Origin of the sequence: Paenibacillus sp. V4I9, from assembly GCF_030817295.1 — a bacterium.
Lineage (GTDB): Bacteria > Bacillota > Bacilli > Paenibacillales > NBRC-103111 > Paenibacillus_E.
Genome location: NZ_JAUSZE010000001.1, coordinates 2651831 through 2664268 on the forward strand (window position 1 = coordinate 2651831; position 12438 = coordinate 2664268).

Consider the following 12438-nt stretch of genomic DNA (forward strand, 5'->3'; position numbering starts at 1 on the left):
ATGAATCGGACTAGGGTATTTACAGGCTCACCTTGGGAACCTGTTGTAGGCAATTGCCGTGCGATTCGGGTGGGGGACCGGATCGAGGTTGCAGGCACAACAGCAATGAAGGATGGCGAGGTCGTTGGCATAGGTAATCCGTATGAGCAAGCGCGATTCGTCCTCCAGACGATCGAGCAGGCGCTGCAAGAAATCGGGGGTCAAATGTCAGATGTGATTCGAACGCGAATGTATGTAACGGATATTTCGTTATGGCAGGAATTCGGCCGGGCACATGGGGAGTATTTCCGTGACGTGCAGCCCGTGGCAACGATGGTTGAAGTGAAGGCTTTAATAGATCCTCTGTAGTTGATAGAGATTGAGGTTGAAGCCCTGTTGATCGATGAAACTGAGAAAGGCTTTGAGGTAAGGCAAGGCATTTAATTGTAAAAAAAGCGCTTGTCCTCTTAGAAGGCGATTTGAAATCGCGGGCATAAGGGGAAAGCGCTTTTTGTTTACATATTATCCTACACGTTTACCAAGAATGATGAGGTCGCGTTCGATTCCGTCAAGTTCAGCAACGCCAGGCAGATGTGCCCAGTTAGCGAATCCGAATTTACGGAAAAGGTGGAGGCTTGGATCGTTATGACCGAATATGAAGCCGAGCAACGTCTTCAGTCCTAGCCTTGGACTAGCGTCTATCGCATGCTCCATCAGATAACGACCAATGCCTTGGCCGCGAAAAGCTTCATCGACATAAATGCTGACTTCCGCTGTAGCGTTATAGGCAGGTCGGCCATAAAAGGACTGAAAGCTGAGCCATCCACAGATGCCGCTGCCGTTTTCCAATACCCATAAAGGGCGGAAATCAGCAGAGTGCTCATAGAACCAGCCTTCGCGACTGGCTGTGGTCACGGGCTCTGTATCTGCTGTAACCATGCGTCCTTCAATGGTAGAATTATAAATTCGTACAATGTCTGCTAAGTCTTCCAAGCTCGCATTGCGGATCGTTAGGGGATTCGTACTCATGTTTTGGCTCATTCCTTTCAGTGGTTATTCATTCATTGCGGCAAGTTTCAGCCAAAAACGGCTGATGGTCTCTGTTCCTTTGTCCCAATTGACCAAATGGAAATGCTCATTCGGCGCATGCAGATTTTCACCTGGCAATCCAAAACCAAGCAGTACTACGGGTGCGTCTAACACACGTCCTAACACTTCAACAATAGGGATAGAGCCTCCGCTTCTTGTATATACAGGCCATACGCCATAGGTATCCTCATAAGCTTCCGCAGCTGCTACCATTACTGGCTCGTCAATTGGCGTGATAAATGGGTTTCCGCGCAGCTGGCGGTCGAGGGTCACTTTTACGCCAGGCATGGAGAGGGCACGGATATGATTTTCAACTGCATCCATGATTTCCTCGGGAACTTGTGCGGCAACGAGACGGCAAGCTATTTTAGCGCTGGCACGGTTAGGAATGATTGGTTTAATACCTTCACCCTGAAAGCCGCCGCTTACGGATGTGATTTCCAAGGTCGGTCTGGAAGTCGTTTGTTCATAGAACGAGAACCCATTTTCCCCATATAACGTTTCAACATGTAAGTCCGATCGAACCTTATTCGCGTCAGGTTCTACTTGTTTAAAGGCTTCACGCTCTTTGTCCGAGAGCTCAATGACTCGATCATAAAAGCCTTCCACCGCTACACGACCATTCTCATCATGGAAGGAACTCAGCAGCTTCGATAAAGCGTGAATCGGGTTCTGAACCGCTCCGCCAAACAGACCAGAATGAAGGTCACTATTTGCGCCATCAATCGTAATTTCGAACCCAGCTAGCCCGCGAAGACCATACATAAGTGCAGGTTTTCCTGGCCCTTGCATTTGAGTATCGGAAAGAACAATGGTATCGGCTTGTAATTTATCTTTATATTTTTCCACGAATGCCGGCAGGTGCTTACTCGCAATCTCTTCCTCACCCTCAATACAAAACTTCACATTAACAGGTAGACTGCCGTGCGTTCTTAAAAAAGCCTCAATCACTTTGGCGTAAAGCAGCAGTTGACCTTTATCATCCGTGCTTCCGCGGCCAAATAGTTTGCCATCTTGAATCACAGGCTCAAATGGAGGGGTGTTCCACAGCTCTAATGGCTCGGCCGGTTGAACATCATAGTGTCCGTATACAAGTACAGTTGGCTTACCCGGAGCATGCAACCAATCTGCATAGACAACGGGATGTCCCCCAGTAGCCATAATTTCAATGTTCTCAAGACCGGCTTGTTTCAAAGACTGAGCGGTCCATTCTGCACAGCGAATCATGTCTGGTTGATGCTCGGCGACAGCACTAATACTTGGAATCCGCAAAAACTGCATTAATTCCTCTATGTGTTGATCCCTTTGCTCATTCAAATAGGTTTTGATCGTTTCAATCATGTTTGATTTCTCCTTCTTTGTAAGCCATTTAGATTGTTGCTTCTTTTAAGTTCCCCAAATGCAAGTAAATTCCTGCAAATAAGTGATGCAGACACACATTTTATAAGAGAGTTGCACGAAGTAAATAGAAGTGGGTATTATTGTATAGGTAAATCCTGCTATTTAAAAGGGGTAAAGTTAATGAAACTATTGGTTAAGACTGAACGAATGTCTTTAGTTATATTGGATCGTTCTTCCGTAGATCTGGTTCTGGATTATGTGATTCGTAATCGAACGTTTCTCGAAACGTGGGAATTAGAACGTACTGATACGTATTTCATGAAGGATTATCAAGCTGAGCAGTTGGAACAAGAAGGAATCAAGATCGAGGAAGGTCAGATGTTTAAGGTATGGATGCTATTTGAAGAACGAATTGTAGGGTCAATCGCTCTTAGTAATATCGTCAGAGGTGCATTTCAATCTTGCCATTTGGGCTACCGAATGGACGGGAAGCTTCTTAATCGGGGTCTCATGACAGAGGGACTGAAAGCGATCATTGCCTACGCTTTTGACGAAATGAACCTTCACCGCATTGAAGCCAATATCATGCCTAGAAACGTGGCGTCCCTGAAGGTCGTAGAAAAGTTGGGCTTTTATGAGGAGGGCTTGGCGCTCAAATATTTACAAATTCATGGTGTTTGGGAGGACCATATTCATATGGTACTGCGCAATACAGCAATGGAATAAAAATCAGGGGAATCGTAGAGAAATGTCGAAAAATGTAATAAAAATTAGCCATATCATATTGCTATCAAGTCCTTACTCTAATAGAATAAAGTATTGAGCATGTACTAATACATAACATATTTACTAGGGGGACTTTACGTTGAATGATTTTGAATCGGTTGTAAAATCTAGACGATCTGCAAGCAAATTCACGCAAGGGATCGATATTTCACAAAAAGAATTAGAGCAAATTTTTTCCCTTGTTAAGTTTGCCCCATCCGCTTATAACTTACAGCATGCTAATTATGTTGTTGTCACAGACCCTTTGATGAAACAGAAGGTGTATGATGCGTCTTATAAGCAGTACAAAATTCAGAGCTCGTCCGCAGTTATTGTGGTCCTTGGCGATTTGGAAGCATATAAGGATTCTGCTAGAATAAATGAAGGACTTTTCCATTTGGGATTCTTTAGTAAACAAGAATTAGATTCCGAAGTAGAGCAAGTGACACATTTCTATGAAGAACGGGGAGAGCCGTTCAAGCGAGATGAAGCGATTCGGAATGCAAGTCTTTCAGCCATGTTATTTATGCTCACGGCGAAAGAGCAAGGTTGGGATACTTGTCCGATGATCGGTTTTGAGGCAGACAAGCTCATTGAGGCTCTTCAATTAGAGGAGCGTTTTGTTCCAGTTATGTTAATTACGATTGGGAAAGAAGACACGTCCAGCCAGCGGCCGCGCGGTTATCGTAAACCGATTGGTGAGTTTGTGAAATATGTTTAATACATAAATAGAGACCGTTTATTGCTGAAGGTGGCGATGAGCGGTCTTTTTCTATTTGGGTGGTGATGTACAAGCTTAAGAAAAATTTTATTTTTAACCCCATTTCTTTTTCATTAGTTTTCTTTATCCTAGGATTGAATGAATGGTTAGGAGGAACTAAGGATGAAGAAGTGGTTTTTTTGGCTTGTTATACTTATACTGCTCGGCTATGGCGCTGCTCAACACAAACTGAAAGTCGTTAACGAGAAACCACCGGAAGAAAACAATCAAGCTCAAGAGGTGACTCCTCAAATGAACGAGATTAAAGTAACAAAAGATCAGATTTATAAAGGTAATTTGTTATTGGTCAATAAGGACCATCCTGTACCTACCGGTGGTGAAGAGTCCGAAGCGGTGAATCTGTTTAAGCATAAGGAATTGGTGAATGGATTCATTGTGATGGATAATACGATTCGGTTGTCGCCGAGCTTGGTGCAAAAATTCTCAAAAATGATTGGGGCCGCAGCAAATGATGGGGTTAATCGATTTTTAATCAGCAGCGGTTATCGGGACAATAAAGAACAAAACCAGCTCTATAAACAAATGGGTGCTGATTATGCGTTACCAGCAGGCTATAGCGAACATAATTTAGGTTTATCGCTTGATATTGGATCTACGCAAGCGGAGATGAGTCAAGCACCTGAAGGGAAGTGGCTGAAAAAAAACGCATGGAGGAGATACGGGTTTATCTTGCGTTATCCGGCTGACAAAACTGCCATCACAGGTATTCAATCTGAACCCTGGCATTTTCGCTATGTTGGTTTGCCGCATAGCTCAATTATGCAGGAAAAGAATTTTGTCCTGGAAGAATACTTGGATTTCTTGAAAGAAAAGAAGACCATTACGACTATTGTAGATCACCAAACCTATCAAATCTCTTATTATCCTGTCTCCAAAAACACAACTATACTTGTGCCAGCAAATGGTCGCTATCAGATATCAGGCAACAATATGGACGGTATCATTGTGACCATGTATCCATGATCAGGGCTTATGAGTCTCAAGAAGGTGGGAATGGCGTATGAAACATAAAATAATGTTGAAAGATATTACAATTCAAGTGCTGTTTACCCTCTATGTGTACACTTTATTCAAAATTATTCTATTTAAGTTCAGCTCAATCGACATGACATTTCTCTGGCATCAGCTTAAGATAAGTCTGGGGAACACGGATCATATGAGCAGGCAGATTCAAAAAGGTAATCTGATTCCCTTTAAAGAAATATCCAGAACCATTCATGATATCTCGAGTCATGGTCTAATTAACCTGGTTGGGAATTTTGCGATATTCATGCCGTACGGAATTCTTCTTGGTTTAATGTTAAGAAACAAAAAAGTATCATGGATAGACGCGTTCATTTTTTCATTAGGTTTAAGTCTAATCTTGGAATTAGCGCAGGCTTTTTTCTCTATTGGACGTTATGATGTAGATGATCTCATACTAAATTCAAGCGGGGGCTTGATCGGTTTCATTATTTTTAAATTATTCGCTATGTTAGTTTCTACAGTTTCTACATCAAGTGCTAACCAAGCAAGAGGTAGCTCCATCTGATACAATAAAAACAATATTAAGGTCATACAGGGGTGGAACGAATGAAGTCGATCACAATTCTGATAGCGGATGATGAGGCGGAAATCGCTGATCTGATTGAGTTGTATTTAGAAAAAGAGGGTTACCGCTGCGTGAAAGTAGCTAATGGGCAGGAAGCTATTTCAGCTATTCAAACCTATTCCATTGATTTGGCGATTTTAGATATTATGATGCCTATACTGAATGGCTATGAAGCAACAAGGCGAATTCGAGCTCAGTATCATTTGCCTATCATTTTTTTAAGCGCCAAAACGACGGACCTTGATAAGATTACAGGACTGGTAAGCGGAGCGGATGATTATGTAACCAAACCGTTCAACCCGATGGAATTGGTTGCTCGCGTGAATGCTCAGCTGAGGCGTTCCACACAGTTTAATCAACCAAAGCAAGCGGGCAAGCTTACTTTGGAGGCAGGCGGACTGGTCATCTTTCCCGAAGAACGAACCGTATTCGTTTATGGCAAGCCTATTGAACTAACTCCAAAAGAGTTTGATATTTTGTATCTGTTAGCCAGTAGTCCTAAGAAAGTTTATAGCGCGGAAAATATCTTTCAACAGGTCTGGGGCGATGCTTATTATGAAGGCAGCAATACGGTCATGGTACATATTCGTACCTTACGTAAAAAGCTTGGAGAAGACGATCATAAAAATAAACTGATCAAAACAGTTTGGGGGGTGGGATATACATTCAATGGCTGAAATGATCCGAAGCTTTCGATTTAAAATGATTCAGTACTTTGGTTTAAGCATGTTTTTTTCCGCTGCTATTACCTATATGCTCTATAAAGCTCTCCAACTCTTTTATTATTCGACAAAGATGGAAAATCCATTAACTAAAGTACGTTTTTTTATTAGAGATATTGGAGATATTAACTTCTTTTTGCTTATTTTCATTCCTCTCTCGATTTTGTTTTTCTTTCTCCTCACCAAAAGATATGCGGCTTATTTTCATGAGATATCCAGCGGAATTAATCAGCTTGCGAATGGCGACTTTAACAGTCGGATACGTATTCCATCCAATGATGAATTCGGGGATATTGCGAGAGATATCAATCTGGCAAGTGAAAAATTGCAGCAAGCATTGGAGAGAGGAGATTTTGCAGAAAACAGCAAGGAACAATTAGTCTTGAATTTGGCTCATGATTTGCGTACGCCGCTGACTTCCGTTTTAGGTTATTTGGATTTCATTCTTCAGAACGATCAATTGACTGCAGAACAAATCAAGCACTATACGAGCATTGCTTTTACCAAGTCTCAACGTTTAGAAAAGCTCATTGACGAACTATTCGAAATCACTCGAATGAACTATGGAAAACTTACCATTGAAAAAAAACCAATCGATATAAGCGAGCTTCTCATTCAATTAAACGAGGAATTATACCCTGTTTTTGAGAAAAATAACGTAACAACTCGATTGAATGTGACTCCATACTTGACTGTTTGGGGTGACGGTGAGCTGTTGGCACGTGTATTTGAAAATCTGCTGACGAATGCCATTCGATATGGAAAAGATGGCCAGTTTATTGATATTAATTGCCATATTGAAGCAGAAGATGTGGCAATTCAAGTGGTCAATTATGGGGATTGTATTCCCCCGGAAGAGCTGCCGCATATCTTCGATATGTTTTTTACCGGCGATAAAGCGCGAACTCATCGCGAGGGGAGCACTGGCCTTGGTTTGTCCATTGCGAAGAATATTGTAGAGCAGCATCAAGGTACAATTACAGCCCAAAGCAGTTTAATTCGTACACTTTTTGAAGTCCGTTTCCCGCAAAAAATGGCATCCGAAGGACTCGGTTAACTATTGTGCCGATCATTTAATGAAAAATTTATGTTTACCCTACTTCTTCTTTTAACAGTTTCCCCTATTCTAAATGTATGAATGGAAGGAGGAAACTGAGAATGAAGAAGTGGGGTTTTTGAGATTTCCGGAAATAATGTAGATGGGGTGATTGGTATGTATAAAAATAGGCAATTCGTTGTATGGATGTATTTTCCATTTCATAGTATATTTTAATAGATTCATACAAACGGGATTATCGCTTAAAAGCTTTCAGCAAATTTTCAGTTTCATGAAACCTTTTGGAAAGATGTGCCGTCTATTTTATCATACATACAGTTTGGAAATGAAAGGAAGACATACCAAATGGCAAGCTGGTTTCGTAAAAGAAGCGCAATTGACGCTTTGGCTATCGATGAGGAGCCGCAGTCTGATGAACATTCCTCTCGTCTCAGCCTACTACATTCACCGTTATTAACGGTTAGTGGTGTGCACCGCTCCTTTCAAGTTGGAGGCCAGAAGTTAGAGGTACTGAAAGGAATTGAGATGGAGCTCAAACCGCTGCAGCTTGTCATGCTCAAAGGCCGATCCGGCTCTGGGAAAACAACGCTGCTTAATTTAATTGGGGGGCTCGATCAGCCGAATGAGGGGGAGATTTTGTTTCAAAAGCATGCCTTTCATCTCAGCAGTGACGATGAACGGACGTTGATACGTCGCAAGGAAATTGGTTTTATCTTTCAATCCTATGCGTTAATGCCCTTGTTGTCTGCTTGGGAAAATGTGGAGCTAGCGCTGCGAATGGCGGGGATTCCGCGTTCCCAGTGGAAAGAGCGAGTGAAGCATTGCCTGGAACTCGTTGGGCTTGGCAAGCGGATGCACCATCGTCCTTATGAGCTTTCCGGTGGTGAGCAGCAGCGTGTCGCGATTGCAAAGGCGATTGCGCATCGGCCTTCCCTTATTTTGGCGGATGAGCCTACTGCTGAGCTAGATTCTCAGATGGGTGCGCAGATTATGTCCGTTTTCCGCAGCATCATGAAAGCAGAGCAAGTCACGATATGTATGACAACACATGACCCTACAATTTTGGAGGTTGCCGATCATGTTTACGAAATGGTGGACGGAAGATTCGTCACGTAATTGGACGATGAAGCCTTTAGCTGCACTGCTTGTATGTTCGACATTACTATTTGCTTCTGGGTGTTCGCTTTTGCCTCAGGAGCAGGAAGAAGAATCGCTTCCGACGATTAATCCACCTAAACTTTCCAAAAAGCCTGAATATACGGTGAAAACGGAAACCCTTGAAACGAAAGTGAGAGGGAGTGGGCGCTTAATGGCTTTGCAAGAAGAGAAATTGTTTTTCTCAGAAGATATGTCCGCCAAACGGATCAGTGCCATTCTTGTGAAGAATGGGGATTCCGTCGAAAAAGGGCAGCAGATCGCGGAGCTTGACGTATCGGATATGGCGAGCGATTTGAAGCGAAAGAAGCTTCAAACACGTAAGGATGAGCTTACGATGATCGAAACACTACGTAAAGCGGATGAAATGTCGCCTGAGCAAATCGAGCAGGCAAAGATTGATTTTGAGTTGAAGCGTGAAGAACTGACCAAGCTTGAAACACAAGTTGGCAAAGCGCAGCTGCTCGCTCCGTTCAGCGGAACCATCGTCACAGTAACAGCCAAGAAAGGCGATACTGTGAAGACCGGAGAATCCGTTGCGACTCTCGCCGATTTGAATGAGCTAACTGTGGCCGCTAGTATTAGTGCAGATGATGCGAAGAAAGTAGCCATTGGCATGGACGTGCAGGTGGATATTAATTCGGCCGGCCAGCACAAAGGGAAAGTGAAGCAGCTTCCGAACCCGCAAGCTGGGAACAACAATAATAACGGCGGGTTTCCTGGTCAAGGACAACAAGGTGAGCAGGATACGATCGATAATTATTTGGTCGTTCAGCTTAGTGAGTTTCCGAAAGGGCTGAATCGAGGAACACCGCTCAGTGTCACGATTATTACACAAAGAAAAGAAAACGCCACGACGATCCCTCAGGCTGCACTTCGCTCGTACTCGGGTCGGAATTATGTCCAAGTCATTGATAATCAAGGAAATAAGAAGGAAGTGGACGTGGAAATCGGTCAGCAGACGTCAACGGATGTGGAGATTGTAAAAGGTCTCACAGCTGGACAGAAAGTAGTGGGTCGCTAATGTCCATGCCGATGCTGCGGTTTTTATTTCGGAAAATGTGGAATACCCGCTGGCTAACGCTCAGCACCTTGCTTGGACTAGTGATGGCTGTTGCTTTCACCACGAGCATTCCGATGTATGCCGATGGGTCGCTGAAGCGAGTTGTCGCCAAATCGTTAGAAGAAAAGAGCGAGGGACTTCCAGCAGGCTCACTGCTCATGCGCTATCAAGCTGTTGGGACAGAACGTGCAGGGTTGGAAGAACTCAAAGACGTCAATGTGTATATACAAGATGAAATTCCGAAAGATGTTGGTTTCCCATTACAGACCTATGCAAGAAGCTATACCATCAAAGGAGCGCAGCTAACTCCCACAGATGGGACAAAAGCAGACCCAAGTAAACGTCGACAAATGACACTAACGACGTTAAGCGGACTAACCGATCAGGTTGAATGGTCAATCGGCCAGATGGCTTCTGGGCAAGTGCAGAATGGCATATTGGAAGCTGTGGTCTTAGAAGAAGCTTTGTTTCGAAACGATCTGCATGTCGGGGACGTATTCAGTTATTCGGTTGCAGGTAGCGGCGGCAGTCAATTGTTAAAAGTGAAGATCGTTGGTTCCTTCAAACCTAAAAATGAAACGAGTCCTTATTGGTTTCAAGGCTTAGAAGGGTTAGTAAACGCACTTATTATTCATGATGATGTTTTCATGAAGACCTTGTTGACGGAGAAGAAGATTCCGCTTCAACTCGCCAATTGGTATTATGCATTCGATCTGCGGAACATCCAAACCAGTCAATTATCGCCACTTGAGAACCGTTTGGAGCGTCTGGATATCAATTTGTTCCAAAAACTCAAGAATACAAAGGTAGATGTTTCGTTTAAGCCAATTCTTTCTGAATTTAAAGCCCAAAGCTTACAGATGCAGATTTTATTATTCACATTAGCGGCCCCGATGATTGCGATGGTTTTCTATTACATTGTGATGAATGCCAGACAATCGCTTGATCGACAGCGTGGTGTGATTGCCATCTTGCGAAGCCGTGGAGGCAGTACGAAGCAAATTGTAGGCATATACTTTCTGGAAGGTTTATTGCTTGGGGCGATTGCGCTGTTGATTGGACCCTTCATGGGCTGGTTCATGGCGAAAAGTATCGGCTCTTCCAGTGGATTTCTAACGTTCGTTGATCGTAAATCGATTCCTGTTAGCTTTACAAATGAGGCGATGCTCTACGGCGGACTCGCTGTTCTGATTGCAATTCTTGCCAGTGTGATTCCAGCTGTCCTTTTCGCAAGATCTTCGATCGTCAATTATAAGCAGCAGCTCGCAAGGTCAGACCGTTCGCCACTATGGCAGCGGTGGTTCATCGATATTGTATTGTTAGGACTTGTTGGCTACGGCTTCTACTTGTTTGATCAACGCCAAGTATTATCCGTACAAACAGGGCTAACGACCGATCAACTACAGGTGCATCCGCTGTTGTTTTTCGTTCCAGCACTTTCGATCTTCGCGCTAGGACTTTTCTTTCTTCGCATCTTTCCATGGCTGCTGCGATTGTTCGGCTGGCTTGGACGGAAATTCCTGCCCGTGCCGCTATTTTTGACGCTTGTTCAGCTTTCCCGCTCAGCCAAAGCCTACTACCCGCTCATGCTGCTGCTCATTCTTACGCTCGGCCTCGGTGTGTACAATTCTTCGGCTGCACGAACGATTGATCTGAACTCGACGGAGCGGATCTTGTATCAATACGGTACCGATGTTGTGCTGCAAACCGTATGGGAAGGTTTCTCGGACGACCTGCCGAAAGATCCGAACGCAGGGAAAAGCGGCGGCGGAGCTCCGGGAGGCGGGACATCTGGTGCCGGAGGTAATAACGGTGGCAGCGGCAGCGGTGGCTCCGGTGCGGGTGGAGGCCAAGGTCAAGATGGCCCGAAACCTGGAGAGGAGACACCCTCCAAGATTCGTTACGTCGAACCGCCTTTCCAAATGTTCCGTGATCTAGAGGGCGTTCAGGCTGCGGCCAGAGTTTTGCAGATGAAAGGAAACGTCGTTGTTTCTGGTAAATCAACCGGCCAGGGAATGATCATGGGGATCGATAATGCCGATTTTGCTAAAGTAGCGTGGTTCCGGCCCGATTTATTCCCAGCACATCCGAATCAATACCTGAATTTACTAGGAAGCTATGAGCAAGCTGTCATCATACCTGCGAATTATGCAAGCAAATATGCGCTTAAAGCGGGAGACCTGCTTTCGATTACCATTGGGCAGCAGCCCGTGGAATTCGTGATTGTTGGTATCCTGCCGTATTGGCCGAGTCAATATCCGGATCAGACACCATTTTTCATTGCAAATTTGGATTATATATACGATCAGGCACCTATTACTCCTTATGAAGTATGGCTCAAAATGAAACCGGACGCTAAAGTTGCACCGATTGTTACAGCCTTGCAGGCCAAAGGGATTGAGCTAGCTTCCGTGAAGGATGTTCGTAACGAGCTCATTATTCAGAAGAAGCTTCCAGCAAGAGGCGGCGTCTTTGGTATTCTTAGCCTGGGCTTTCTTGTCTCTGTGATCGTGTCCTTAATCGGTTATATGCTGTATTGGTTCTTTAATTTATCTAGTAGAGTTGTACAGTTTGGGGTGCTTCGCGCCATGGGGCTTTCCCGCAGACAATTGACCGGTATGCTGCTCCTCGAGCAAGGATTTACGGCTGGATTGTCCATCGCGCTAGGCATCGGAATTGGTAAATTAACGAGTTATTTCTTCCTGCCTTTCCTTCAAACCTCCCAGAATGTGAAGACGCAGGTGCCGCCGTTCCGAGTTGTTTTCGATTCCAAAGACACCTATCAGCTATATTTCGTAGTTGCTTTCATGATGATAACAGGGGCGCTGCTGCTGTTCTTACACATTAGAAGGCTGCGCGTTCATCAAGCTGTGAAGCTGGGAGAGGAGAAATAGC

The 12438-nt window shown here is 44.2% G+C and carries 12 protein-coding genes; 10 read left to right on the forward strand and 2 right to left on the reverse strand.

All coding sequences use genetic code 11. The annotated features are described in order from the left end of the window. Positions 1 to 348: a RidA family protein gene (locus tag QFZ81_RS12065; RefSeq protein WP_307602880.1), complete on the forward strand. Its 348-nt coding sequence runs from the start codon at positions 1 to 3 to the stop codon at positions 346 to 348. A gap of 153 nt (positions 349 to 501) precedes the next feature. Here QFZ81_RS12065 and QFZ81_RS12070 read toward each other — a convergent pair whose 3' ends face one another. Both QFZ81_RS12070 and QFZ81_RS12075 read right to left on the reverse strand, forming a co-directional pair. Continuing rightward, complete coding sequence (locus QFZ81_RS12070) at positions 502 to 1008, reverse strand: GNAT family N-acetyltransferase (RefSeq protein ID WP_307444196.1); 507 nt, start codon at positions 1006 to 1008, stop codon at positions 502 to 504. Between the two features lie 24 nt (positions 1009 to 1032). Continuing rightward, positions 1033 to 2409, reverse strand: coding sequence for a dipeptidase (locus QFZ81_RS12075; RefSeq protein ID WP_307444194.1), 1377 nt, complete (start codon positions 2407 to 2409; stop codon positions 1033 to 1035). A gap of 180 nt (positions 2410 to 2589) precedes the next feature. On the opposite strand from QFZ81_RS12075, the gene QFZ81_RS12080 reads away from it, so the two are divergent. From QFZ81_RS12080 to QFZ81_RS12120, 9 genes are all read left to right on the forward strand, one after another. Further along, positions 2590 to 3135, forward strand: coding sequence for a GNAT family N-acetyltransferase (locus QFZ81_RS12080; protein ID WP_307602882.1), 546 nt, complete (start codon positions 2590 to 2592; stop codon positions 3133 to 3135). Positions 3136 to 3274: 139 nt separating this feature from the next. Further along, positions 3275 to 3895, forward strand: a complete 621-nt coding sequence (locus tag QFZ81_RS12085; protein ID WP_307444191.1) for a nitroreductase family protein — start codon at positions 3275 to 3277, stop codon at positions 3893 to 3895. Between the two features lie 162 nt (positions 3896 to 4057). Next, the gene (locus tag QFZ81_RS12090; RefSeq protein WP_307602884.1) at positions 4058 to 4918 is read left to right on the forward strand and encodes a M15 family metallopeptidase; all 861 of its coding nucleotides are present in this window, start codon (positions 4058 to 4060) and stop codon (positions 4916 to 4918) included. A gap of 37 nt (positions 4919 to 4955) precedes the next feature. Further along, positions 4956 to 5486 carry a VanZ family protein gene (locus QFZ81_RS12095; RefSeq protein WP_307444189.1) on the forward strand — a complete coding sequence of 177 codons (531 nt, stop codon included), beginning with the start codon at positions 4956 to 4958 and terminating at the stop codon, positions 5484 to 5486. Between the two features lie 41 nt (positions 5487 to 5527). Beyond that, on the forward strand, positions 5528 to 6223 hold the full coding sequence (locus QFZ81_RS12100; protein WP_307602886.1) for a response regulator transcription factor: 696 nt from the start codon (positions 5528 to 5530) through the stop codon (positions 6221 to 6223). Beyond that, entirely contained in the window at positions 6216 to 7325 is a 1110-nt protein-coding gene (locus tag QFZ81_RS12105) for a sensor histidine kinase (protein WP_307602888.1), read from the forward strand. The genes QFZ81_RS12100 and QFZ81_RS12105 overlap by 8 nt, the downstream gene beginning before the upstream one ends. Positions 7326 to 7670: 345 nt before the next feature. Next, positions 7671 to 8441 (forward strand): ABC transporter ATP-binding protein, encoded by a 771-nt coding sequence (locus QFZ81_RS12110; RefSeq protein ID WP_307444184.1) that lies wholly within the window; start codon positions 7671 to 7673, stop codon positions 8439 to 8441. Beyond that, positions 8404 to 9504, forward strand: a complete 1101-nt coding sequence (locus QFZ81_RS12115; protein WP_307444183.1) for a permuted SH3 domain-containing protein — start codon at positions 8404 to 8406, stop codon at positions 9502 to 9504. Before QFZ81_RS12110 ends, QFZ81_RS12115 begins: the two co-directional genes overlap by 38 nt. Further along, complete coding sequence (locus QFZ81_RS12120) at positions 9504 to 12437, forward strand: ABC transporter permease (protein ID WP_373463667.1); 2934 nt, start codon at positions 9504 to 9506, stop codon at positions 12435 to 12437. Before QFZ81_RS12115 ends, QFZ81_RS12120 begins: the two co-directional genes overlap by 1 nt. The last annotated feature ends 1 nt before the right edge of the window (position 12438 follow it).